Raw genomic sequence first — 24,516 nt, 5'->3', positions numbered from 1 at the left:
ACCGTTGTGTACTGGCGGGAATGTCGGTGGCGCCGGGCCTTGTTTGAAATCACGGATGTGTTCCGCTACCATCCACGGCATGGATAGCAAGCGCCTCGACCTCAACCTGCTGGTCACATTGGAGGCGTTGCTGGAGGAGCAGAACGTCACCCGGGCGGCTGCCCGCCTGAATCTCAGCCAACCCGCGGTCAGCGCCCAGCTCAATCGCCTGCGGGACGTGTTCGACGACCAGCTGCTCATCCCCGCCCAGCGCGGGATGACGGCAACGGCCAAGGCCATCGAGCTGCTCGACCCACTGCACCAGGCGCTTGATCAGGTTCGCGCCGCGGTCGACACGCACCGGCCGTTCGATCCCGCCACGGCCACCTTGACCGTGGCGATCGCCTGCACCGATTACCTGCAGGCGGCGGTGATCATGCCGTTCGTCACCGAGCTGAGAACGATGGCGCCCGGCATCCGCGTCGCGCTGCGCAATCTCGACATATCGCACCTGGAGGCGCAGATGGCGCGCGGCGATGTCGACCTGGCGCTGATGACGCCGCAGGTTGCCCCGCCCCATCTGTACACCAGCCATCTGTTCGACGAGCGCTATGTGCTGATCGGCCGCCGCGATCATCCGCGCCTGCGGCCGGGACTCACCGTCGCGGAATTCGCCGCGTTGGAGCATGTGATCGTATCCCTGCGCGGCGGTGATTTCGTCACGCCCGTGGACAACACGCTGGCGGCGCTCGGTCACAGCCGCAACGTGGTGTTGTCGGCAACCTCGTTCCTTTTCGTGCCGGCGATGGTGGCTCAATCGGATTTCGTGGCCCTGGTCCCGGAACGATTGATCCGCGATCATGCCGGCGCGCTGCAGGCCGTCGATTGTCCTTTCCCCGTCGAGGGATTCGCCGTCGGGATGGTATGGCACGAGCGCACTCACAGTCACAGCGGCCACCGCTGGCTGCGGACGGCGATCACGTCGGCTGTCAACGTGCAGAGCGACGAGCACGAAGGTATCGCCGACGTGTAGCGAGAGTCTCTACGACGGGCATCACGCACGATCGTTACGCCACCAGCAGTAGCACCGACCACATCACGGCGAAGACGACGACGCCGATCGCCAGCATCATGAATCTGCCGCGGTTCATGCCGCGGGCGAACTCGGCTTCCGTCATGCCCGCCGGGATCGTCACGGTGATGAGCTGCCCGCACTCGAGGCAGACCAGGATTTCTTTTTCCTCATTCCGGTCACGCGTCATCGATTTGCAGTCTCGCGACCTCCCCATGTGCGCAGCGGCATGCCGGAACCATAGCACTTCATTTTTTGAAGTGACAAGGCATCCGGCTCACGCTATGACGGAATCCAAGGAGGAGCCATGCGCAGTACCGACGTGGGGGACCTGACTTGCCCTGTGGCGCGGGCCATCGGCGATGTCGGTGATCCGTGGACACTGATGATCGTGCGCGAGCTCTTCCTGGGCTCGCACCGGTTCGATCAGTTCGAGGCCCAGGTCCGCGCCTCGCCTGTCCTCATCACCACCCGATTGCGGGCGCTGGAGGCCAACGGGATCATCGCCAAGCGCTCGTACAACGCACGACCGCTGCGCCACGAATATCACCTCACCGAGAAAGGGCTCGACCTGTGGCCCCTGATGGTGGCGCTCAAGCATTGGGGCGATCGCTGGGGCGGCTTCAAGGGTGGCCCACCGGCGGCGATGCGGCACAAAGCCTGCGGTCACGCGACGGCGCTGAACCTGGTCTGCGATTGCTGCGGTCAGCCGATCAGCGCCCGCGACGTCGTGATCGAGCCGGGCCGCCTGATGAGTGACGAACGCGATGCGCTCATGACCCAGAAGCGCGCACGCGACGGCGCCAAGGTGCGCCTGCGCCGAGGGCCGGTGGCCGGGCGGCGCCCGGCCAAACCGGCGCGGCAACCATGACCGCGTCGGCGCGCGAAGCCTGTGTCGTCATCGGTGCCGGCGATGCACTGGGCAGCGCCATCGCGCGCCGCTTCGCGGCCGCCGGCCTGGTCGCGGTGCCGGTGCGGCGGCAGGCCGAGAAGCTCGCGACGCTCGCCGACCAGATCTGCGAGAGCGGCGGCCACTGCCTGCCGATCGGCGCCGACGCGCGCGAGGAGCACGACGCTCAGGCCTTGTTCGATCGCGCCGAGCGGGAAGCCGGCCCGCCGCGTGTCCTGGTCTTCAACATCGGTCCCAATGTGTGGTGGCCCCTGCTCGAGACCGAGTCCCAGAAATACCTCAAGACCTGGGAAATCGCCTGCTTCTCCGGGTTTCTGTGCGTGCGCGAGGCGGCGCGGCGCATGGCACGGCACGGGCGTGGCACCATTCTCATTACGGGCGCGACGGCATCACTGCGCGGCATCAAGGCGTACGCTGCCTTCTCCGGCGCCAAGCAGGCGCTGCGGGCGCTGGCCCAATCCGCCGCCAAGGAACTGGGCCCCCAGAACATCCACGTCGCACACGTGGTCATCGACGGCCTGATCGACACCGCGCCCGTCAGCCGCCTCTTTCCGGAAAAGTACGCGCTGAAGGCAGCGGACGGCATCATGGACCCCGACCACATCGCCGACGCCTATTACTTCCTGCACGCCCAACCGCGGGACGCGTGGACATTCGAAATGGATCTCAGGCCCTACATGGAGTCGTGGTAGCGCGCGGGACAACATTGTCACTTACTTTTCGCTCGGCTGACGTATTCTTCCGCCGCCCGGTTGCCCGAGCCACAGGTCAGCTTCAGGTCAGGTCGAGAGTCTCATGTCGCGCCCCCTCCTTCGCCGCCAGGCGATCGCCGCGTCGATCGCCTCCGTCGCGCTTCCCACGATCGCGCAAGCCCAGCCGCGGCCCGTCACCCGCATCGCCTTCGGCTCATGCGCCGACCAGGCCAAGCCGCAGCCGGTGTGGGATGCCGTGTTGGGATACCGGCCCGACCTGTTCCTGTTTCTCGGCGACAACGTCTATGCCGACTACGTGGCGGGCCCGGCCACGATCGAGAGCATGCGGACGGCTTATTCCGCCACGGACGGAATCGAGGGCTACGCCCGGTTGCGGCACGATGTACAGCACATGGCTGTGTGGGACGATCACGACTACGGCCAGAATGACGGTGGCGTCGGCTTCGCGCTGAAGGATGAGGCGAAATCGATCTTCCTTGATTTCTGGAAGGCGGCGGCCGACGACCCGCGGCGGTCGCGCGAGGGTGTCCATGACGCCCGCCTGTTCGGACAGGCCGGCCAGCGGGTGCAGGTGATCCTGCTGGATGTGCGCTGGTCGAAGTCGCCATGGCGCCCGACGGACGAGCGCAATGCGGCAGGCAAGGAGCGCTACCTGCCCGACGAGGATCCCGCCAAGACGATCCTGGGCGAAGCGCAATGGGCGTGGCTGGCCGAGCAGCTGCGCGTGCCGGCGGATCTGCGGATCATCGGCTCCGGCATCCAGATGGTGGCCGACGGCCACGGCTGGGAGCGCTGGGGCAACTTCCCGCGCGAGCGGCAGAAGCTCTACGACACCATCCGCGATACCGGCGCCAACGGCGTGGTGCTGATCTCGGGCGATCGGCATCTGGGTGCGCTCTATCGCGAGACCAACGGGACACCCTATCCGCTGCTGGAGGCCACCTCGAGCGGGCTGAACAAGTTCTTCCCCAACCCGCGCGAAGCCGGCCCCAACCGGCTGGGCGGCGTCTACGGCGCGCCCAATTTCGGCACCATTGACGTCGACTGGTGGGAGGGCAAGGTCGCCCTGGCCATCCGCGACGAAGCGGGCCAAGCCGTGCGCCGGGCCGAGGTGCACCTGGACGGCCTCAAACCAGCATGACCTCCATCAGGTAACGGCGGCGCGGATCCCCGGCTGGTCAGATAACGGTGCCCTGGGCTGGTATGATCGACCCCAATGGACAATGGGGGGATTATATGAATCGGCGATTTTTCATGGCGGGCAGTGCGTTCATCCCGCTGGTGCCTGGTGCGGTGTTCGCTGCCGATACCGTCACCGGCCGTTTCGTCGGCAACGGCAAGGAAGCCAAGTTGCGCTTTGCCGGCGCCTACAAGCGCGACGGTCAGTCGGGCAAGGATGCCGTCGTGATCGTTCTTTCCGAGAAGGACCAGGCAGCCTCGAAAAATCCCCGGTCGGACGCGGAGTTCGGCGAACTCGGCAGCGCGGTAACGATCTCGCTCCACAGCCCCGGTGGCGAGCTCTTCGAAGCCCAGCTCATCCACCCCAGCTTTCCGCAGAGCCCCATAACGGCCATCGGCCCCGTCAAAGGGTCCGACGTGAAGCTCGCCGGCAACCGCGTCGAGGGACGGTTCAAGACGAATGGCACCGTCTCAATGTTCGAAGGCAAGCCGTATGAAGTGAAGTTCGAGCTGGACGTGACGGTCGGCACCGATCTCCGCCCTCGGAAAGTCTGAACACGGACGGACCAGCGGTCCGCGCTCCTAGGTCACTTGAGATCGGCGGTGACGACCAGAAAGCGGCGATCGAGCCCCTCGAATCCAACCGGGTAGTAGCTGACGACCACGGCGATCACGGCGCCGCCACTTTTGCGAGCCTGCATGTATGCCCCGACCAGGCCGTAGGTATGCGGACAGCGCCGCGCATCGGGTAGTTCGGCGTCGACATGAATGTCCCGGGCCGGCGAGCCGTCCTTCGACACCGTGACCGCAAAGGCCCAGGTCTCCCCGGGCGCCACGGTTGAGCAGTGCGGGCTGGACATCTTCCATTGCTTGAGGCCTAGCACCAGGGCACCGCCGCGCGTGGGATCTGACAGCCGCAGCTCGCTGGCCTCCAGCCGGCGTACGACAGGCACATCCATCGGCAGCAGCGCCTCGAACGGACGCGCCACGGGGTCGATGGCGACGACCATGCCCTGCCGCTGGATCTTCATGGCGGCGAGATGGGGTCGCGCCCGCGCAAGGACGTTGGCGCGGACGGTTTCCTGCCCGGCATTCTCGCTCTGGATCACCTCGCGAATGACCATGAAAGGCCGGTCGTGGCTGGTCGCCGCTTGCGTGTCGACAAGGGCGATCTCGGCGAACGGAAACGCCGAACCATCCTGTGTGCCGTACTGTTCAAACGCGAAATAACGGCCATCGTCGGAGAAGCCCAGCACGTTCAGGGCAGCCCCGTCACCGGCCCGGGCACCAGCCGCCGACAGCCCCAGGTGGATGGCCGTCACCAGGCCGAGGAAGAAACATCGAAGCATGTGCGCCCGTGCCCGTTGCTTTGGTCTCGAACTGTAGCGAAGAATCGCTCGGCCCTGAAGTCCGCGGAGATCCTTCGCTACACCGGTGTCACAGGCATCTACGCCACCAGGCGCGATGCCGGTCCGTCCATCTGGCGCTCGACCAGGCGGCGGTAGAGGCCGTCCGGCCGGGCGACCAGCGCCTCGTGGTCGCCCTGTTCGACGATGCGGCCCTCGTCGAACACCAGGATGCGGTCGAGCTGGCGCACCGTCGACAGGCGGTGCGCAATCACCAGCGTGGTGCGGCCGCGCATCAGCTTCTGCATCGCCAGCTGGATCAGCGCCTCCGATTCACTGTCGAGGCTCGATGTCGCCTCGTCGAGAATCAGGATCGGCGCATTGGCCAGGAACGCACGGGCCAGCGCCACCCGCTGACGCTCGCCGCCTGACAGCTTCACGCCGCGCTCGCCGACCAGGGTGTCGTAGCCCTTGGGCAGGCGCGCGATGAAGTCGTGCGCGTGCGCCAGCGTCGCCGCCTCCTGGATCGCCGCCAGGCTGGCATCAGGCCGCGCGTAGGCGATGTTCTCGGCCAGCGACCGGTGGAACAACACCGGCTCCTGCTGAACGATGGCGATCTGCCGGCGCAGGCTGGTCTGGGTCACGCCGGCGATGTCCTGGCCGTCGATCAGCACGCGGCCAGCATCGAGGTCGTACAGGCGCTGCACCAGCTTGACGAACGTCGTCTTGCCGGAGCCGGAGTGACCGACCAGGCCGACACGCTCGCCCGCCGCGATCGCCACCGAGAAGTCGGTGTAGACCGACCGTGTCTGCCCGGGATAGCGGAAGATCACCTTGTCGAAGGCAATGCGCCCCTCCTTCACCTGCAGCGGCACGGCGCCAGCCTGATCGTCGACGCCCAGCGGCTCGTCATGGAAGCCGACCAGTTCCTCCAGCTCGTTCACCGCGCGCTGCACGTTGGTGACGTGATCACCGATGTTGTGCAGGTAGCCGTTGATGACGCCGTAGGTCGTCAGCACATAGGCGACGTCACCGGCCGTGGCGTTCCCTTGCCACCACAGCACGATCACGCCGCCCGTCACCGACAGGCGGATCGACAGCAGCACGACCTGTTGCACAGTGCCGTTGATGACCGCGCGGCTCCACGTCATCCGCGTGCGCGACTGCCAGCGCTTCAACACGCGCCCCAACCGCACATCCTCGCGGTCCTCGGCGCCGAATGCCTTGACCACAGGGTTGCAGGTGATGGCGTCCGCCAGCGTGCCGCCCAGGCGCGTATCCCAGCGGTTCGACAGCTGTGCGATCGGCGCCACGTAGCGCAGCGCCATCAACGAGGCGAACACGATATAGGCCGAGCTGCCGACGCCGATCACCAGGCCCATGACGGGCCAGCGGGCGCCGAACGATATCGTGGCCAGCACCAGCACCGAGACCGCGGGCAGCAGCGCCAGCATCAGCGTGTCGTTGAGCTGGTCGAACGCCCACATGCCGCGGCTGACCTTGCGCACCGTCGAGCCCGCGAAGTTGTTGGCGTGCCAGTCGGTCGAGAAGCGCTGCACGCGCCAGAATGCCTCCTCCGCCACCTGCTTCATCATGTGCAAGGTGAAGCGCACGATGCCGCGGAACAGGCCGAAGCGCAGCGCCACCATGGCAGCACCCATGCCGGCGAGGCCGATGAAGATTTCGATCGCCGCATCGAGCGACGTCCGGCGATCGGCGAGTCGATCGGCCACCACGTCGATCAGCTTGCCGGCGAGCAGCGGGATCAACAGCTCGACCAAGGTCAAGACGACGACACAGGCGATGATCGTCAGCGCCAGTCTGGGCTGACGCCGCCATTGCGCGAAGACGAAGCGCAGGGTTCGCCGGAACGGATCACCGGCTTTTTCAATGGAACGCAGAGTCATGGCCGCATACGGATGGCGCGCGGGCACCATCCGATCCTTGCTGGAGACAAAGCCGCGCTGGCGCCGCATCGCGGCGCCGACACAAGGCGCTGTCGTTTAGAAGACGGGGTTAGACGGGTGTGGCCGCTGCGCTGGCCGAGCCACCCGAGGGCGACCTAATGGCCGGTCCGAAGACCGGGACGATCGCGATAGACGAACGGGCTGATGATGATCAACATGCACGCCTCCCGCGCTCAATGGTATCGCCAAGGGCGGCGTTCATATCGCAAACCGGGACGCGAAGCAACCGTTGCGATCTTCACATTCGATGCAGCATGCGGAAACTGGCGGCTGCGTCGGCAGCCGCCAGTTCAATACAGGCTCTGGAACGCTCGGTGGTTACTCCGGCTGCACGCCGGCGGCCTTGACGGCCGGGACCCACTTGTCGATCGAGGCTTTGAGCTGGGCACCCAGCGCCGCCGGCGTCGCCTCTTCCTTCGTCGGCAGGTCGACGGCGAGATCCATCAGCCGCTTGCGCACGGCCTCGTCGGCCAGCACCTCGCCCAGGACGGCATTCAGCTTGGTGACGATCGCCTCCGGCGTGCCCTTGGGTGCGAACAGGCCGTTCCAGATCGTCACCTCGTAGCCCGGCAGGCCGGACTCGTCGATGGTCGGCACGTCGGGCAGCTGCGCCAGACGCTTCTTGGTGCTGACACCCAGCGGCTTGATGTTGCCGGCCTGGATCTGCGCCAGCACGTTCACAGCCTGGTCGACCATGTAGTCGAACTGGCCGGCGACGAGATCGTTGAGCGCCGGGCCGGTACCCTTGTAGGGGATCTCCAGCACTTCGACTTTCATCATGCTGTTGAGCATCAGGCCACCCAGGTGCGACGCGGCGCCGATGCCGGCCATCCCGTACTGCACCTTCTTCTGGTTGGCCGCCACGTAGTCCTTGAACTCCTTGAAGTCCTTGGCCGGGAAGCCTTTCTTGGTCACCAGCACCATCGGATTGGTGCCCGCGAGCCCGACCGGCACGAGGTCCTTCTGGCTGTCATAGGGCAGCGACTTGTAGAGCGCGATGTTGACGGCCAGCGTCCCCATATGGGTGAACAGCACGGTGTACCCGTCGGGCGCGCCGCGCGCCGCCTTGGCGACGCCGATGGTGCCGCCGGCGCCGGCGGCATTGTCGACCACGATTTGCTGGCCGAGCTTCTCGCTCATCTTCTGGCCGATCACGCGGGCCAGAGCGTCGGTCGGACCGCCGGCGGCGAACGGCACGATCATGGTGATCGGCTTGGTCGGGTAGTTCTGCGCTACGGCCGGGCCGGTCAGCGCCACGACGGCGGCGGCCCCCATCAGGCCGATGAAGAGACGTCTAGACATTGTACACCCCCTGCGGAGTTCTCTTTATTTCATCGACGATGCGAATGTGCGTCGTCCGATGCGGTGACTCAGCATCGGATCGTGATCGGCGTCAACATCGGTGACTGAGGAAAGTCGCCACCGGGCGGGTCAGGCCACCTTCACCGCCTCGACGATGGCGCGGGTGAGGTCGCGCGTGCCGCCGTTGCCGCCCAGGTCAGGCGTCTTGGGCCCCCCGCCCGCCAGCACGATCTCAATGGCGCGCACGACGGCATCGGCGGCGTCCTTGTGGCCCAGATGCTCCAGCATCATGGCCCCCGACCACACCTGGCCGATGGGGTTGGCGATCCCCTTGCCGGCGATATCCGGGGCCGAGCCGTGCACCGGCTCGAACATCGAGGGATGCGCCCGCTCCGGATTGATGTTGCCGCTGGGCGCGATCCCGATCGAGCCCACCACCGCCGGGCCGAGGTCGGAGAGGATGTCGCCGAACAGGTTGCTGCCCACCACCACGTCGAACCAGTGCGGGTTGCGCACGAAGTGCGCCGTCAGGATGTCGATGTGGAACTGGTCGGTCGTGACGTCGGGGTAGCGCTCCTTCACGGCCGCGAAGCGTTCGTCCCAGAACGGCATGGTGTGGATGATGCCGTTGGACTTGGTGGCCGACGTCACGTGCTTCTTCTGGCGCGTGCGCGCCATGTCGAAGGCGTACTTCAGAATGCGATCGACGCCGTGGCGGGTGAAGATCGCTTCCTGGACGGCGAACTCGCGCTCGGTGCCCTCGAACATGCGGCCGCCGCTCGACGAATACTCGCCCTCGGTATTCTCGCGCACGACGTAGAAGTCGATCTCGCCGGGCTTGCGGCCGGCCAACGGGCACTGCACGCCCTCGAAGAGCCGCACCGGCCGCACGTTGGCGTACTGGTCGAAGCCGCGCCGGATGGGAATCAGCAACCCCCACAGCGACACGTGGTCGGGCACACCGGGCCAGCCGACCGCCCCCAGGAAGATCGACTCGAACGCCCGCAGCTGGTCGAGCCCATCCTTGGGCATCATCTCGCCGGTCTTGGCATAGCGCTCGCAACTCCAGTCGAATTCGGTCCACTGGAACTCGACGCCGAAGCGCCGCCCTGCCGCTTCGATCACCTCGATGCCGGCCGGCACCACCTCCATGCCGATCCCGTCCCCGGCAATCACTGCGATCTTATGCGTGGCCATCGTTCTACTCCGCTTGAGCCGAAAGGTTTTACTCGCTGTCTGCCAATAGCGTTTCAATGTCGCGGCCACCATAGAAGACGCGCACGACTTCGATCGCGGTCTCCAAGACACGGTAGATCACGACAACGCGACGACGGATGGGGTAGATGCGTAAACCGGCACCCAATCGCGGACGGGACGGTCCCAACGCAGGCGTGTCACACAGCAGCACGCACCGACTACGGATATCACTCACAAAGTCGAAGGCGCGCTGCGGATTATCTGCGGCGATATAGAGATAAATGTCCTGAAGATCTTCTTCAGCCAATGGCCGGTAAATAAGCTCACGCGGCATTGCCGCGTGCTTTCACCGTCGCGGCATGCAGTTCTTCAAGATGCTGACCCACATCGTGATCCGAGACCGAGGGCCGTGGATCGTTCAATGCTTCCTCGATCTTAGCGCGTACCCGCAGGAGCGCCTGTTCCAAGCTGGCATCTCGCTCCTTCCAGATACGCAGCGCTTCGCCAACCAACTCGCTGTCAGAAGCGAAGTCCCCAGCTTCAACCCGGCCGCGGACCATCTCGGCCAGTTCAGCGGGCAATGTCACGCTTAGCTTTTCGAACCGCTTCATCCGTCACGCCTCCGGCTCGGGACTCTACTACATCGCCGGTACCAACCCAAATGGTGGCATCCGCTCCCCCTATCGGCTACCCCAGCCATGCATCGGCGACATTGCCGACGGCATTTGCCGTCGGCACAATGCGGCCGGTAAACAACCATTCACATCGGACACGGACCCCAGGGAGGCCGCCATGGCATTCGACCTCAAGATCACCGGCGGCACCATCATCGACGGCAGCGGCAAGGCGGGCTACGCCGGCGACGTCGGCATCAAGGACGGCAAGGTCGTCGCGCTGGGCAAGGCCCAGGGTGATGCGCGCACCACCATCGACGCCAAGGGCCGGGTCGTGGCGCCAGGTTTCGTCGACGTGCATACGCACTACGACGCGCAGATCCTGTGGGATCGCATGCTCAGCATCTCGCCGTGGCACGGCGTGACGACGACCGTGATCGGCAACTGCGGCTTCGGCGTCGCGCCGACGCGGGCGGCGCACCGCAAGCTGATCCTGCAGACGCTGGAGAAGGTCGAAGGCATGAGCCTGGATGCACTCCAGGCGGGCCTGGGCGACGACTGGCCGTTCGAGACCTTTCCACAGTATCTCGACGCCGTGGAAAAGCGCGGCTCGGCGATCAACATCGCGGCCCTGTTCGGCCATACGCCGCTGCGTCTCTACGTGATGGGCGAGGACGCCACCGAGCGCGCCGCGACCGCCGACGAAGTCAAGGCGATGAAAGGCCTGGTGAGCGAGGCCATGGAAGCCGGCGCCATCGGCTTCGGCACCTCGGCGTCGATCACCCACAACGGCTTCGGCGGCAAGCCGGTGCCCAGCCGCCAGGCGACTGTCGAGGAGATGGATGAGCTGGTGTCGGTGATGGGCTCGCTCAAGCGCGGCCTGATGCAGATCACCATCGGCAAGTCGTTCTCGACCAAGGAGATGGCCGAGGTCAGCCGCAAGCATGGCGTGCCGGTGACGTGGACGGCGCTGCTGTCCTACATGTACGGACCGGGCGGCCATCGCCGCCAGCTCGACCTCGCCGCCGAGCAACGCAAGAGCGGCGCGCTCGTGATCCCGCAGGTCAGCTGCCGGCCGCTCAATTTCGAGTTCACGTTCGCCGAACCATTCATCTTCGATGTCATGAAGATGATGAATGAGCTTGCCGCCGAGGACGCGCGCTCGCCCGGCGCGCGCGAACGCGCTTATCGCGACAAGGCGTGGCGCCAGCGCTTCACGGCCGAACTCACGCCGGTGTTCCGCAACTGGTGGGACCGCACGGTGATCGCCTGGGCGCCGACGGCACGCGAGCTGGAGGAATTGCCGCTGAGCGTTGCCGCCCGCCAGCGCGGCATCGATCCCGTCGACCTGGCGTTCGACCTCAGCCTCGACAATGCGCTGGGCGCGCGCTTCCGCATGGCCGTGCTGAACTTCGACGAGAACGAGGTCGCCGACCTGATCACCGACCCCCATACGGTGATCGCGCTGTCGGACGCCGGCGCGCACGCCAGCCAGCTGTGCGACGCCTGTTATTCCACCTATCTGCTGGGCCACTGGGTGCGCGAGAAGAAGACCCTGTCGCTGGAGCAGGCGGTGCATCACCTGACGCAGCGGCCGGCCGAGATGTTCGGCATCAGCGACCGCGGCCTGCTGGCGGCGGGACGGCCGGCCGATGTCGTCGTCTTCGATCCCGCCACCGTCGGGCCCAGCAAGCTGCGGCGCGTCTACGACATGCCGGCCGGTGCCGACCGGCTGATCGCCGATGCCCACGGTATCGACGCGGTGATCGTGAACGGCGCCGTGATCCGCCGTAATGGCCAGGACGTCGCGGCGGCTGACGGCAACCTGCCCGGCCGATTGCTGCGTCACGGTCGCGCGAGCTGACCGCCGGGGACGCGCATCAGCAACCGATCGGCTATATGATCGGAGGATGCGCTCGATCGTTCGGGCTTGCCTGGCAAGCGTCTGGTTGACATGCGCGATCATCGGGACCGCGACAATCGCGCGCGCCGAGATTCCACTGCCAGCCGACATCACTGTTGCACCGACGGCGTCCACCGGCAGCGCCGAACGTGCCTTCCTCGGCGTGTGGGCGCACGATGCCTGGAACGAGGAACGACCGGCGGCACTCGTCGTGCAGAGCGGCGCGTCGGCGGGCCTCCTGCGTGTAACACTCGCATACGATCGGGATAAGGGACGCCCCTTCCCCGCCGGCTTCACCGACAGCCCTGGCCGCGTCGTCGACGGTGAGTTGCGGGCGGAACTCTCACCGAACGTTTCCGCGCGCTATCGGATCTTGCCCGACGGTCGCTTGTTCGGCCGCCTTGAGCGGCGCGGGACATGGCACGACGTGCGCTACGTCGTGTTCGATCGGCTGCCCGCGATACCGCACCGCACCGCGCTGACCAACACCGATGCACGCCCCTGGCACATGGTCGACATCCCGATGACGGATCCCGACACAGGACGGCCCATTACGCTGAAGGCGACCTACTATCCGTCATCCCGTCGGGGGCCGGCGCCGTTGCTGTTGATGGGACACGGCGACGTCACGCCCGGTTACGAATACCTGGTGAAACGCCACGGCGATCTGGCCCGCCTGTTCGTCAGCCAGGGCTGGGCCGTCCTCGAGATGATGCGCCGCGGCACCGGCGGTTCCGGCGGCACGCTGCTGCCGGAATTCCGCCCCGACAGTCCACCGACGGCAGCCTATGGCGATCGCCGCATTGCCGCCGATATCGCCGACGTCGATGCCGTGGTGGCAGCGGTGCGCACATGGCCCGATATCGACGCCAGTCGCATCATGCTGGGCGGCCATTCGCGTGGCGGAATGATCGCGATCGAATACCTCGCGGCGCGCCCCGATGCGGCGATCGGCGCCATCAACTTCTCCGGCGGCGGCTGGTGCGAACGCGACGAGCAGACTTTCCTGAAGGGCCGCTATACGGTCGACCGCTTCGCCAAGGCCGGTGCTTCGGTTCGCAAGCCCACCCTGTGGCTCTATGGCGACAATGACAGCTGTTTCAGCGTGCCCTTCATCCGACGCGGTTTCGACGCCTACCGCGCTGCCGGCGGCACCGGCGAGCTGTTGATCTATTCCGGCGTCCCGCGCGAGGGCCACGACCTGTTGAGTCATGCCATCCTCTGGGAGCAACGCGTCCTCGACATGCTGCAACGGCTCTGAGCACGACAAGACCTCCGTGGGTGTCTATTGTAGGCACCCCCAACGACGGAGGAGACCGCATGATCCATGTTCTTGCCATCATCACCACCAAGCCCGGCCAACGCGAGGCGGTCCTCAAGGAGTTCCGTGCCAACGTCCCCAACGTGCACGCCGAGAAAGGCTGCATCGAATATGGCCCGGCGACGGATGCTGACGGCTTCGCGGCCGGCGCCAAGCTGGGGTCCGACACGTTCGTCGTGATCGAGAAGTGGGAAAGCATGGAGGCGCTGAAGGCCCATGCCGCGGCGCCACACATGGCGAGCTACGCCGCCAAGACACGCGACATGATCGCCAGCCGCGCGATCCACGTGCTGTCGCCGGCGTAGGATCGGGAATCACGCGTCAGATACAGTTGTCATTCCGAGCGCAGCGAGGGATCTTCTGAAAGTGAAGCGCGGTGCGCCTACATCGAAAGATCCCTCGCTGCGCTCGGGATGACAGACGCAGGCTGGTACATGATCGTTTGCCAGCCTGCGAGGACACGGTCTAACATCAGAGCACGGAGCGGCGGACAACGCCGCCCATTGTTTGTCGGGAGGACGTCATGACGTATCCGTGGAAGATCGCGGCGGGCGCTGTTGCGCTCCTGCTGGCCGCCGTGTCGAATGCCGGCGCGCAGACCGTCGATGGGCCCAAGCTCAACTGGAAGCTGGCGACATGGGGCAAGCCGCGCGCCGCCACGGCCGGTGTCGAGACGCTGGCCAAGCACGTCAAGGAGCGCACCGGCGGCAAGTTCGCGATCGCCATCGGCTATGAGAGCTTCGGCGGTCCCAAGGAGCTGCTCGACATCCTGTCGGTCGGCGGCCTCGACATGACGATGATCTGCTCGTCGTATCACCCCGACAAGCAGCCGGCCTACACGGGGCTCGACCTGCCCTTCCTGCCGCTGCCCGACTTCGAAACGCAGTGGAAGGTGCACGACGCCTACCACAAGCATCCCTATATCCAGCAGGAAATGGGCAAGTGGAACGCCACGTTCTACGTCTCCAGCCTGCTGCCGCAGTACGAGTTCATGGGCCGTGGCAAGCCACCCAAGACACTGGCCGACTTCAAGGGCCTGCGGGTCCGCGCCATCGGCGGCATCGGCGAGGCCATGCGCAATCTTGGCGCCGTGCCGACCTCGGTCGACGCGACCGAGGTCTACACGGCCCTGGAGCGTGGCGCGGTCGATGCCGTGTCGTTTCCCAGCACCTACGCGCACGGCTCGTACAAGACGTACGAGATCAGCAAGTGGTTCACCACCAACATGGCGCCCGGCACGCAGGCCTGCCCGATCCTGATCAACAAGGACGCCTGGGCCAAGCTGCCGGCGGCCTACAAGGCGCTGTTCGACGAAGCACGGCCGCACATCAAGGACAACCTGATCAAGGGCTACAGCGAAGCGGACGCGAAATACCTGCCGCTGTTCAAGAAGAGCGGGATCGAGTTCGTCACCTATAGCGACAAGGACCTCGAGGCCTTCCGCGAGGTCGGCGGCAAGCCGGTGTGGGAAAAGTGGGTGAAGGACATGTCGGCCAAGGGCATTCCTGCCCAGGAACTGCTCGACCTGATCCTCAAGTCGGCGAGCGACGCCGCCAAGAAGAGCTGAGCCCCGGGAGCGCGGGCATCTCGCCCGCATCCGGACAAAAGCCTTGCTTTCATCTGACATGAGCGGGCGGGACGCCCGCGCTCCCGGACAACACATCAGGAGGCTTCGTGGCCGCCGCACATGGCACTTCGCCCAGCGCCGGCCGGCCGCCGGCTGACGCGCCGCTGATCGCGCGGCTCGACTACTGGTATGGCCGGCTCGAGGAAGGGCTGAACCTGCTCGCCGCGCTCTCGATCTTCGTGCTGATGATCGTGGGCATGATCCAGATCCTGGGCCGCACGGTCTTCGACTTCCCGATCGACGGCTATATCGACTGGATCGAGTTCTTCGCCATCCTCTATGCCATCGCCGGCATCTCCTACTGCCAGAGCCAGGGCGGCCATATCCGCATGGAGATCGTGCTGGGCACCCTGCGCGGGCGGCGGCTGTGGTTCTTCGAGTCACTCGCCGTGGTCATCGGGCTCGTGGTCATCGGGCTGCTGGTCTACAGCACCTGGCAGAATTTCGAGCGCGCCTGGCGCATCGGCGACTCGAGCATGGATATCAAGCTGCCGCTGTGGCCCGCCAAGCTGGTCGTGCCGGTGGCGCTTGCCACGCTCTGGCTGCGGCTGCTGCTGCAGCTGGCGGGCTATCTGCGCCTGTTCCTGGACCCGACGCGCACGCCGGTGGCAGTGCCGGTCGCACAGAGCATGGCCGAGGCGGCGCGCAAGGAGATCGACGACGCCATGCGCGCGCTCGAGATCGAACAGCGGCAAAGAAAACGGGGCTGACACATGGAACCGCTGACGATCGGCATGATCGGCGCTGCCTGTCTCGTCGGGCTGGCGATCATCGGTGTACGCATCGCCTTCGCGGCGGCGCTGGTGGGCACCGTCGGACTGATGGTGATGCTGCCCAATCCCATCGCCGGCCTGATGACCGCCGGCACGATACCCTTCGACAAATCGGTGAAGTACACGCTGTCGGTACTGCCGATGTTCATCCTGATCGGCTACCTCGCCTACTACGCACGCATGACCGAGACCAGCTTCGAGGCGGCGCGACGCTGGTTCGGCTGGCTGCCGGGTGGGCTGGCGATCGGCACCATCTTCGCCGTGGCGGCATTCTCCGCGGTCTCGGGCGCCAGCACCGCGGCGGCCGCCGTCTTCTCGCGCGTCGCCATCCCCGAGATGCTGAAGGCGAAGTACGATCGTCGCCTGGCGGCCGGCGTGGTGGCCGCCGGCTCGACGCTCGACTCGCTGATCCCGCCCTCGGCCCTGCTGGTGATCTACGGCATCCTGGTCGAGGTCTCGATCGGCAAGCTGCTGGTCGCCGGCTTCGTGCCGGGCTTCATCTCGGCGCTGGTGTACTCGGCGATCGTCTACATCCGCTGTGCCCGCAATCCCGACATCGGTCCGCGCATCACCGGCTACAGCTGGGCGCAGCGCTTCGAGTCCCTGCCCGGCACGGCGCCGATCTGGATCGTCATCGGGCTGATCTTCACCAGCATGCTGTGGGGCTGGGCAACGCCCACCGAGGCCGGCGCGCTGGGCGCCTTCTCGGTGTTCTGCTTCGCGCTGTGGTACGGCATGAAATGGGGCGATCTGAAAGGCGCCCTGCTCGACTCGGCCAAGCTCACGGTGATGATCTTCACGATCATCTGGGGCGTGCTGATCTTCGTGCGCTTCCTGGGCTTCGCGCGCCTGCCGGATGCCTTCGCGAGCTGGGTCGTCGATCTCGCCCTGCCGCCGGTGATGGTGATCATCGCCATCTACCTCGTGTACTTCATCCTCGGCATGTTCATGGATGCCATCGGCATGATGCTGCTGACCCTGCCGGTGTTCTATCCGGTGGTGATGGCGCTGGGCTACGACCCGATCTGGTTCGGCATCATGGTGGTGAAGCTGTGCGGCATCGGCCTGCTGACGCCGCCGGTGGGGCTGGCCTGCTATGTTGTCAATGGCGTGCGACCCGACATCCCGCTGGGTGACGTATTCCGCGGGATCTGGCCTTTTGTGCTCGCCGATATTTTGACCGTCGCCCTGCTCACGGCTTACCCTCAGCTGGTGACTTTCATCGTCGCTGATTGAGGGAAGTGTGATGTCCGATATCGCCGAGTTGACCCTGGCCGAGCTGTCCGCCGGCCTGGCCGCCAAGAGATTCTCCAGTCGCCAGATCATCGATGTGTTCCTGGACCGCATCGACAAGGGCGACGGCAAGCTGCACAGCTTCGTCGAGGTCTACCGCAACGAGGCCCGCGCGTTGGCCGATGCAGCCGACGCGGTGCGCGCCACCGGCCTGCCGGTCGGTCCCCTGCACGGCCTGCCGATCGCGCTGAAGGATCTGTGCGATGTCGCCGGACGCGTCGGCACCGGCGGCTCCAAGGTGTGGGAGAAGCGCGTCGCCACCCAGACGTCGGCGACCGCCGAACGCCTGCTGGCCGCCGGCATGATTCCCATGGGCAAGCTGCACATGGTCGAATGGGCCTATGGCGGCTGGGGCACCAATCCGCACATGGGCGCGCCGTGGAATCCCTGGGACCTCAAGACGCAGCGCGCACCGGGCGGCTCGTCGAGCGGCACCGGCGTGGCGGTGGCCGCGCGGCTGGTGCCGGCCGGCATCGGCAGCGACACCGGCGGCTCGGTGCGCATTCCCAGCGCCTTCAACGGCATCGTCGGACTGAAGGTCACCTTCGGCCGCATCAGCCTCCACGGAACCCTGCTGCTGAGTTGGACCCTGGATTCGATCGGCCCGATGGCGCGCAGCGTCGAGGATTGCGCCCTGCTGCTCAATGCGCTGGCCGGCCCCGATCCGCGCGACCCGATAACGTTGGAACAACCGCTGGAGGATTTCACGGCCGCCGTACGGTCGGGCACCGATGTACGCGGCATGCGCATCGCGCTGCCTGACCCGGCCTCGCTGCCCGACACGCCCAACACGCACGCCGACGTCAAGGCCGCCTGGCAGCAGGCCGCGAAGACATTCGAGGGCCTGGGCGCCCAGGTCGAGATCGTGCGCATGCCGGAATGGTTCTTCAACGTCATGTCGAGCACGACGGCGATCAGCGGTTCGGAAGCGTTCGCGCTGCACAAGGACTACATCGACGATGCCAAGCTGCCGATCGGGCCGGCGGTGCGCGCCCGCGTCCAGAATGGCCGCACGATCGAACCCGGCGCCTACGCCGCCGAACTGCGCCTGATGGCCCAGCGGCGGCGCGCGTTCGCGGAGCAGTTCCGCTATCACGATGCGGTCCTGTTGCCGACCGTGCCGATCCCTGCCGCGCCGCTGGCGGAGATCGACGAACAGGCGCCGATCCCGCCACTCTATACGCGCGTGGGCAACTATCTGGGCCTGTGCGGCCTCGCCATGCCGGCCGGCCTGTCCGGCGGACTGCCCGTCTCGGTGCAGATCCTCGGCAAGCCTTATGACGAGGCGGCCGTGCTCAAGCTGGGCAAGGCGTTCCAGGATGCCACCGGCTTCCACAAGGCCAAGCCCAATCTCGGGACCATCGGCTTGTAGTTCGGACCAGTAACCGGAATCACGCGTCACTGACCCAGCCGTCATCCCGAGCGCAGCGAGGGATCTTCTGCCGGTAACGCACAGGTGTGCCTGCATCGAAAGATCCCTCGCTGCGCTCGGGATGACGGCTGGGTCCTGCACTCAGGGCGCGACCTGGCTGTCGCGCCCCACCCAGATCGCCAGGATCAGCAGCGCCGTTGCCAGCAACGGCGCGATTGTGCGCACGTGGTTCCAGAAGGTCCAGGTGACGACGTAGTCGGCCCACAGGCGGGCGCCATCGGCGCTCGCCGGGTCGACGGCCGCGAGCGCATTGTTGCGCGGCACATTGAACGCCATGGTGATCCCCAGAGCGCCGACGATATAAAGCAGCGCGGCGATGATCACGTAGGTACTTCCCGGCTTGTGCCACATCAGCAGCGCCGCCACGGCGAGGACCGCGCATGCCGCCGCCGTGCCGAAGAAGACGCCGCCGAACCACGGATTGATCACCACGACATTGATCGAATTCATGGCCGCGATGCCCTGCGCCGGCACCAGCCGCGCGAGCGCACCCATCACGAAGGTCGAGAACGCATAGAAGATTCCCGCCACCAGCCCGCAGCCCAGCGCCGTGACGAGCGTCAACGTGAACAGCACGCCGCCACTGATCATGACAGCACCACGCTGCGGTCGGCGTGCATGGGATCGCGCATCAGTTCGTCCAACGGCACGCCAACACCATAGGTCGCCACGCGGCGGCCCGGGGTGATGCGCAGCAGACAGCTGCCCGGCACATCGAGCGCACCATGACCGGTGATCGCATCCAGCTGCCCCGTGCCCAGCAAGGCAACCATGCGCGGATCCTGCAGGGCGCAGACTTCGGCCGTGCCCTGGAACTGAACGCACAGCGGCGGCAGCCCGGGCTGCGGCGGTAGCGGAATGCACACGGCCACATGCGGATTCTGCCCGATGTTGCGCGCCTTGATGCTGGTGTCCGATGTGCTGACATAGAGCACGCCATCCACCGCCACGTAGAGAACGCCCACGACATGCGGTCGGTTCGCGGCCGACGACGTCGCCAGCGTGCAGAACGTGTTGTCCGCGATCGCCGCCCGCACAGCCTGGCGCAGCTGTTCCGTTTCCGACATTTCGCCTCCTCCTGTATCCCTTGGCGGATCAACGTGCTATTATGCAGGTTACCTGCCTAATATAGGCAGGCAACCTGCATAAGTCAAGAATGCGCATGTCCCAGCAACCGCAACGGATCGTCACGTTGATTTCCCTGCTCCGGCGGACGTCACAGCTGATGGTCGACGAGATCACCGAACGCCTGGAGGCCGCGGGCTTCGCCAACCTGCCGCCGGCCTACCATCCGATCTTCGAGAACATCGATCCGGCCGGTACACGACTTACGGTGCTGGCCGCACGCGCCCACCTCACCCACCAGTCGATGGGCGAAGTCGTGGCCGAGTTGGAGCGGCGCGGCTATGTCGAGCGCATCGCCGATCCGTCCGACGGTCGCGCCCGCCTGGTCCGCCTCACCCCGGCGGGCCGCCAGGTCGTGAAGACGGCGTTACGCGAGATCACGGCGATCGAGGACAAATGGCTACGGCGCTGGCGCCAGGCCGGCCTGAAAGGCGACCTGCGCCAGCCGCTGGAGACGGCGCTGCGAGAGGAGGAAGCTCAGCCGGCGGCAACCATCCGGTAAACGGCACCCAACAGCAGGAAGCCGGCGGTGAGGATCACGATCAGCGCCGCCGCGATCGTGGTCAGCCGACCGATCGTGTCCGACGCGCGATCCCCGATCAGCAACCGATGCGCCGCCATCGACGCGATGCCCACCACGGCCAGGGTTCCGGCCATGCCGACGGCAATGGCCAGCACGCCCAGCAGGCCGGCCCACAGGACGCCGAACACCGAGGCGATCAGCACCATCACCACCGCACCGGCGCAGGGCGCCACACCAGCGGCGGTCAGCAGGCCAAGCCCGGCATCGAGCCGCAGGAACTGCCGCCAGCGTGCCGGCGGTGTGGCCGCGTGTCCGTCGTGATGATGATGCTGACAGTCGTCACCGTGGTGGTGATGGTGTGCATGCCCGGCATGGCCGTGATCATGATCGTGATGATCGTGGTCATGGTTGTGCAGCCGCCCGGTCAGGCCGGCGTGCAGGCGCCACAGGCCAATGGCGACAATCAGCCCATACGATATCAGCTCGACGGTACGAACCTGGCTCTGGGCGCTGAGCGGCCGCATGCGGCCCATGGCGGCGAGGATGCCGGCCAGCACCAGCGCCGCGGCCGTATGCGTGATGGCGATCCAGGCACCGGCGAAGATGCCGTCGATCCAGCCGCGCTTGCGTGTGCCGTCGAGGAAGTATGCCACCACGACCGCCTTGCCATGGCCCGGTCCCAGCGTGTGGACGATGCCATAGAGGAAGCCTGTTGCGATCAGGGCCCACAGCGCCGCGGTACCGCCCTCGCCGCCCAACGACCGCAGCTGCTGCGTGACTTCGCGGTTCAGCCGCGCCTGCCACTCGGCGGCAATGCGGCCGACCTGGGCGCTGAGGTCGCCGAACGCCAGCGCCAGCAGGGTCAGCACCACGACGGTGGCGCCGATCCACAGCCACGCGGCGCGGCCGGACATACGTTTGGACATCACGGACATCACGCCAACAACTCCTGTCCCAACGCCATCACGGCAGCTTGCACGTCACCCGGTCGGCAAAGAACGGATTGCCGGGCCAGTATTCGGATTTCACGCTGTTGTTCTTGTCGACGGCACAGGTTGCGTTGCCGCCGACGATTTCCCATGGCGCCTTCTTGTCGAGCTCGATGCGTACGAAGTCCTCGGGATCGACCGCGCTCACGGCCACGGTCTTGACCGGCTTGGGCAGCGCGTAGCGGAACGTATAGACCAGGTTGCGCGGCCCCTGCTTGGGCTTGGCGTTCTTGTCCGTCGGCTTCTTCGCGGCATTGCCCGGCGCCGGCGTCGGACCGCCCGGCGCATCCGGTGTCGGCGCCCAGTCCTGCGGCATGAAGATGGCCGGATCGGCGATGCGCGCATTGAACGTGGGCGCCTTGGGCCGGAAATCCTTGTCGCCGGTGTTGACCCAGGTCAGGTAGCCGAGCTCCTTGAGCTCGGACAGCGCCAGTTCGGACAGCGCCTTGACCTCCTTCGGCGACAGGTGGCCGTCGCGATTCTCATCGGCGGCCGCGATCTCCAGTTCGCTTGCCATCGGATCGAAGCGCCATTCGACTTCGACATAGGTGAACGCGCCGTCGCTCTCGACGAAGCGCACGACCTGGTCGATCAGCACGTGCGGATGAGCCAGAGCAGGCGGCGACAGCAACAGCAGTCCGCCCAGCAGCACTGCCGCCCTCATTTCGGCACCTGGCGCGGCTTGCCGTTGTCGTCGATGGCAACGTAGACGAACGTGCCCTCGGTGACCCGGATCGGGGTGGGGTCGAGCCGGCGCTGCACGACCGTCTCCATCTTCACGGTAATGGACGTGTTGCCGATGCGCGTGACCTCGCCATAGACGCTCACCAGATCGCCGATCTTGATCGGCTGCACGAATTCCATCGCCGTGATGGCGACGGTCGCAGTTCGTCCCTGGGCGCTGCGCGATGCCAGCACCCCGCCGGCGATGTCCATTTGTGCCAGCACCCAGCCACCGAAGATGTCGCCATTGCCGTTCATGTCGGCAGGCTGCGGCACGGTGCGCAGGATGGGTTCCCGCGCGAAATCGGGCGAACGGGAGGGCTTGGACGACGCCGCGTCGGTCTCTGCCATTGGGGGGAAGCCTGACCCTGATGTGGTTGCTTTTATCGGGGTTTCCTACCATACCAATGACTGTGCGGCCACCCGGGTCCCCTCCTCGGCGGTCGTTGCAATGATTCGGACAAGAACATGGCAAAAAACGACGATCTGTTCGACCGCTCGGGCAACCGCAACGGCAAGAGCAACGGCTACTCGGCCAAGGACATCGAGATCCTCGAAGGCCTCGAGCCCGTCCGCAAGCGCCCCGGCATGTATATCGGCGGCACCGACGAGCGGGCCATGCACCATCTGGTGGCCGAGGTGCTGGATAACGCCATGGACGAGGCCGTCGAAGGCCATGCCGATACCATCACCGTCGAGCTGATGGCGGACAACCGGATCCTGATCCGCGACAATGGTCGCGGCATGCCGATCGATGCGCATCCCAAATTTCCCAAGTTGTCGGCGCTCGAGGTGATCCTTACGATGCTGCATTCGGGCGGCAAATTCAGCGGCAAGAGCTACGCCACTGCCGGTGGTCTGCATGGTGTCGGTGCGTCGGTCGTGAATGCCCTGTCGGACGAGTTGGTCGTCGAGGTGGCGCGCGACCGCGAGGCCTGGACGCAGAGCTATTCGCGCGGCAAGCCGACGACCAAGCTGAAGTCATTGGGCGCCGCCCCCAACCGGCGCGGCACGACCATCACGTTCCGTCCCGACCCGCAGATCTTCGGCGCGGCCAAGTTCTCGGCCGAACGCCTCTACCGCGCGGCGCGGTCGAAATCCTATCTCTATGGCGGCGTCGAGATTCGCTGGAAATGCGATCCGACGCTGTTGCCCAAGGACGGCTCGGTTCCTGCCGAGGATACGTTCCACTTCGCCGGCGGCCTGCGCGAGTACCTGGAGTCCGAGATCGGCCAGCGCGGGACGCTGACGCCAGCGCCGTTCGCCGGCACCGCCAAGACCGAGCTCAACGGCCACGAAGCGCGTGTCGAGTGGGCAATCTGGTGGCCGCAGGACGAGGAAGGTTTCCTGCGATCCTACTGCAACACCGTGCCGACCCCTGAGGGCGGCACGCACGAGAGCGGTTTCCGCAGCTCTTTGGTGCGTTCGCTCAAGCGCTATGGCGAGCTGGTGAACAACCGCAAGGCGGCGCAGGTCACGGCCGAGGACGTCATGGACGGATCGGCCGGACTGGTCTCCGTCTTCATTCACGAACCGCAGTTCCAGGGGCAGACCAAGGAAAAGCTGGTCACCGTCGAGGCGACACGCCTGGTCGAGTCACTGGTTGGCGACAACTTCGACCATTGGCTGACGGGCGACAAGGAGTCGGCCAACGTCCTGCTCGAGCACTTCATCGCCCGCGCCGAGGAGCGCGCGCGGCGCAAGCAGGACAAGGAGCAGCAGCGCAAGACCGCCACGCGCAAGCTGCGCCTGCCCGGCAAGCTCGCCGACTGCGCTTCGTCCAAGCGCGACGACAGCGAAATCTTCCTGGTCGAGGGCGATTCGGCCGGCGGCTCGGCCAAATCGGCGCGCAACCGCGAGACCCAGGCCATCCTGCCGCTGCGCGGCAAGATCCTCAACGTCGCCAGCGCTTCGGCCGACAAGCTGCGGGAAAACCAGGAAATTTCAGACCTGATCCAGGCGCTGGGCTGCGGCACCAACAGCCACTACAGCGAGGATCGGCTGCGCTACGAGCGCGTCATCATCATGACCGACGCCGACGTCGACGGTGCCCACATCGCCTCCCTGTTGATGACATTTTTCTATAGAGAAATGCCACAACTTATTGAAAATGGTCATCTTTTTCTCTCTCAACCCCCGTTGTACCGGCTCTCGCGTGGGGGCCGCATCGAGTATGCCCGCGACGATGCCCATCGCGACGAGCTGATGCGCACGGCCTTCACCGGCAACGGCAAAGTGGAAATCAGCCGCTTCAAGGGGTTAGGCGAAATGCCTGCGGTCCAACTTAAAGAAACGACCATGGATCCCAAGCGCCGTACGCTGCTGCGCGTGACGGTGCCGATGGCGGCCACCGAAGACGATCGCCGCGATGCCATGCGCACGTCGACCCTGGTCGAGGATTTGATGGGCCGCAAGCCCGAGAAGCGCTTCGCTTTCATCCAGGAAAACGCCAAGTTCGCACAGGACCTGGACGTCTGAGCTGAACGCCCCTCGCCGCCCGCGCCGCGGGGCCCCGGAGGGACGACGCA

At 66.0% G+C, this 24,516-nt stretch carries 26 protein-coding genes; 14 read left to right on the top strand and 12 right to left on the bottom strand.

All coding sequences use genetic code 11. From position 1 onward, the window contains the following. The first annotated feature begins 79 nt into the window (after positions 1–79). Positions 80–1,012: a LysR family transcriptional regulator gene (locus FQU96_RS20280; RefSeq protein WP_146543153.1), complete on the top strand. Its 933-nt coding sequence runs from the start codon at positions 80–82 to the stop codon at positions 1,010–1,012. Between the two features lie 34 nt (positions 1,013–1,046). On the opposite strand, the gene FQU96_RS20275 is transcribed toward FQU96_RS20280, so the two are convergent. After that, a complete protein-coding gene (locus FQU96_RS20275) occupies positions 1,047–1,241 on the bottom strand; it encodes a hypothetical protein (protein ID WP_146543152.1) in 195 nt (64 codons plus the stop codon). Positions 1,242–1,358: 117 nt separating this feature from the next. On the opposite strand from FQU96_RS20275, the gene FQU96_RS20270 reads away from it, so the two are divergent. From FQU96_RS20270 to FQU96_RS20255, 4 genes are all read left to right on the top strand, one after another. Then, positions 1,359–1,922 (top strand): helix-turn-helix domain-containing protein, encoded by a 564-nt coding sequence (locus tag FQU96_RS20270; protein WP_146543151.1) that lies wholly within the window; start codon positions 1,359–1,361, stop codon positions 1,920–1,922. Then, complete coding sequence (locus tag FQU96_RS20265) at positions 1,919–2,653, top strand: SDR family NAD(P)-dependent oxidoreductase (RefSeq protein ID WP_146543150.1); 735 nt, start codon at positions 1,919–1,921, stop codon at positions 2,651–2,653. The genes FQU96_RS20270 and FQU96_RS20265 overlap by 4 nt, the downstream gene beginning before the upstream one ends. A gap of 103 nt (positions 2,654–2,756) precedes the next feature. Next, complete coding sequence (locus tag FQU96_RS20260; RefSeq protein ID WP_146543149.1) at positions 2,757–3,815, top strand: alkaline phosphatase D family protein; 1,059 nt, start codon at positions 2,757–2,759, stop codon at positions 3,813–3,815. Positions 3,816–3,928: 113 nt separating this feature from the next. Beyond that, a complete protein-coding gene (locus FQU96_RS20255; RefSeq protein ID WP_146543148.1) occupies positions 3,929–4,408 on the top strand; it encodes a hypothetical protein in 480 nt (159 codons plus the stop codon). A 32-nt stretch (positions 4,409–4,440) separates the two neighbouring features. On the opposite strand, the gene FQU96_RS20250 is transcribed toward FQU96_RS20255, so the two are convergent. From FQU96_RS20250 to FQU96_RS20225, 6 genes are all read right to left on the bottom strand, one after another. Further along, positions 4,441–5,202, bottom strand: a complete 762-nt coding sequence (locus tag FQU96_RS20250; protein WP_146543147.1) for a DUF2259 domain-containing protein — start codon at positions 5,200–5,202, stop codon at positions 4,441–4,443. 98 nt (positions 5,203–5,300) lie between these two features. Further along, the gene (locus FQU96_RS20245) at positions 5,301–7,106 is read right to left on the bottom strand and encodes an ABC transporter ATP-binding protein (protein WP_146543146.1); all 1,806 of its coding nucleotides are present in this window, start codon (positions 7,104–7,106) and stop codon (positions 5,301–5,303) included. Between the two features lie 378 nt (positions 7,107–7,484). Then, entirely contained in the window at positions 7,485–8,468 is a 984-nt protein-coding gene (locus FQU96_RS20240) for a tripartite tricarboxylate transporter substrate-binding protein (RefSeq protein ID WP_146543145.1), read from the bottom strand. Positions 8,469–8,597: 129 nt separating this feature from the next. Next, the gene (locus FQU96_RS20235) at positions 8,598–9,665 is read right to left on the bottom strand and encodes a tartrate dehydrogenase (protein ID WP_146543144.1); all 1,068 of its coding nucleotides are present in this window, start codon (positions 9,663–9,665) and stop codon (positions 8,598–8,600) included. Between the two features lie 28 nt (positions 9,666–9,693). Then, complete coding sequence (locus tag FQU96_RS20230; RefSeq protein WP_146543143.1) at positions 9,694–9,999, bottom strand: type II toxin-antitoxin system RelE/ParE family toxin; 306 nt, start codon at positions 9,997–9,999, stop codon at positions 9,694–9,696. Then, entirely contained in the window at positions 9,989–10,276 is a 288-nt protein-coding gene (locus tag FQU96_RS20225) for a type II toxin-antitoxin system ParD family antitoxin (RefSeq protein WP_146543142.1), read from the bottom strand. Before FQU96_RS20225 ends, FQU96_RS20230 begins: the two co-directional genes overlap by 11 nt. Positions 10,277–10,457: 181 nt before the next feature. On the opposite strand from FQU96_RS20225, the gene FQU96_RS20220 reads away from it, so the two are divergent. The 7 genes from FQU96_RS20220 (at position 10,458) to FQU96_RS20190 (ending at position 18,568) form a co-directional block, all read left to right on the top strand. Next, entirely contained in the window at positions 10,458–12,143 is a 1,686-nt protein-coding gene (locus FQU96_RS20220) for an amidohydrolase family protein (protein ID WP_146543141.1), read from the top strand. Positions 12,144–12,189: 46 nt separating this feature from the next. Further along, on the top strand, positions 12,190–13,443 hold the full coding sequence (locus tag FQU96_RS20215) for a S9 family peptidase (RefSeq protein ID WP_178130605.1): 1,254 nt from the start codon (positions 12,190–12,192) through the stop codon (positions 13,441–13,443). 59 nt (positions 13,444–13,502) lie between these two features. Continuing rightward, positions 13,503–13,808 (top strand): putative quinol monooxygenase, encoded by a 306-nt coding sequence (locus FQU96_RS20210; protein WP_146543139.1) that lies wholly within the window; start codon positions 13,503–13,505, stop codon positions 13,806–13,808. 218 nt (positions 13,809–14,026) lie between these two features. Beyond that, positions 14,027–15,070 carry a TRAP transporter substrate-binding protein DctP gene (gene dctP / locus FQU96_RS20205; RefSeq protein ID WP_146543138.1) on the top strand — a complete coding sequence of 348 codons (1,044 nt, stop codon included), beginning with the start codon at positions 14,027–14,029 and terminating at the stop codon, positions 15,068–15,070. A 107-nt stretch (positions 15,071–15,177) separates the two neighbouring features. Then, complete coding sequence (locus FQU96_RS20200; RefSeq protein ID WP_255468420.1) at positions 15,178–15,840, top strand: TRAP transporter small permease subunit; 663 nt, start codon at positions 15,178–15,180, stop codon at positions 15,838–15,840. A gap of 3 nt (positions 15,841–15,843) precedes the next feature. Continuing rightward, the gene (locus FQU96_RS20195; protein WP_146543137.1) at positions 15,844–17,139 is read left to right on the top strand and encodes a TRAP transporter large permease; all 1,296 of its coding nucleotides are present in this window, start codon (positions 15,844–15,846) and stop codon (positions 17,137–17,139) included. Between the two features lie 10 nt (positions 17,140–17,149). Beyond that, entirely contained in the window at positions 17,150–18,568 is a 1,419-nt protein-coding gene (locus FQU96_RS20190; protein ID WP_146543136.1) for an amidase, read from the top strand. Between the two features lie 141 nt (positions 18,569–18,709). On the opposite strand, the gene FQU96_RS20185 is transcribed toward FQU96_RS20190, so the two are convergent. Next, the gene (locus tag FQU96_RS20185) at positions 18,710–19,219 is read right to left on the bottom strand and encodes a DUF1772 domain-containing protein (RefSeq protein ID WP_146543135.1); all 510 of its coding nucleotides are present in this window, start codon (positions 19,217–19,219) and stop codon (positions 18,710–18,712) included. Beyond that, on the bottom strand, positions 19,216–19,695 hold the full coding sequence (locus FQU96_RS20180) for a pyridoxamine 5'-phosphate oxidase family protein (RefSeq protein WP_146543134.1): 480 nt from the start codon (positions 19,693–19,695) through the stop codon (positions 19,216–19,218). The genes FQU96_RS20185 and FQU96_RS20180 overlap by 4 nt, the downstream gene beginning before the upstream one ends. Positions 19,696–19,790: 95 nt before the next feature. On the opposite strand from FQU96_RS20180, the gene FQU96_RS20175 reads away from it, so the two are divergent. Next, positions 19,791–20,255, top strand: a complete 465-nt coding sequence (locus FQU96_RS20175; protein ID WP_255468419.1) for a MarR family winged helix-turn-helix transcriptional regulator — start codon at positions 19,791–19,793, stop codon at positions 20,253–20,255. On the opposite strand, the gene FQU96_RS20170 is transcribed toward FQU96_RS20175, so the two are convergent. From FQU96_RS20170 to FQU96_RS20160, 3 genes are read right to left on the bottom strand one after another with little or no spacing between them, the layout of a single operon-like run. Next, complete coding sequence (locus tag FQU96_RS20170) at positions 20,231–21,202, bottom strand: hypothetical protein (protein WP_178130604.1); 972 nt, start codon at positions 21,200–21,202, stop codon at positions 20,231–20,233. The genes FQU96_RS20175 and FQU96_RS20170 overlap by 25 nt on opposite strands. 37 nt (positions 21,203–21,239) lie before the next feature. After that, positions 21,240–21,929, bottom strand: a complete 690-nt coding sequence (locus tag FQU96_RS20165) for a DUF1007 family protein (protein WP_146543132.1) — start codon at positions 21,927–21,929, stop codon at positions 21,240–21,242. Then, positions 21,926–22,339 (bottom strand): acyl-CoA thioesterase, encoded by a 414-nt coding sequence (locus tag FQU96_RS20160; RefSeq protein WP_146543131.1) that lies wholly within the window; start codon positions 22,337–22,339, stop codon positions 21,926–21,928. The genes FQU96_RS20165 and FQU96_RS20160 overlap by 4 nt, the downstream gene beginning before the upstream one ends. A 117-nt stretch (positions 22,340–22,456) precedes the next feature. On the opposite strand from FQU96_RS20160, the gene parE reads away from it, so the two are divergent. Continuing rightward, complete coding sequence (parE, locus tag FQU96_RS20155; protein WP_146543130.1) at positions 22,457–24,466, top strand: DNA topoisomerase IV subunit B; 2,010 nt, start codon at positions 22,457–22,459, stop codon at positions 24,464–24,466. Positions 24,467–24,516: the final 50 nt, after the last annotated feature.

The organism is Reyranella sp. CPCC 100927 (genome assembly GCF_007859315.1).
Taxonomy (GTDB): Bacteria; Pseudomonadota; Alphaproteobacteria; order Reyranellales; family Reyranellaceae; genus Vineibacter.
The sequence above is the reverse complement of the archived record's forward strand: the minus strand, read 5'-3'. Positions and strand labels throughout refer to the sequence as shown.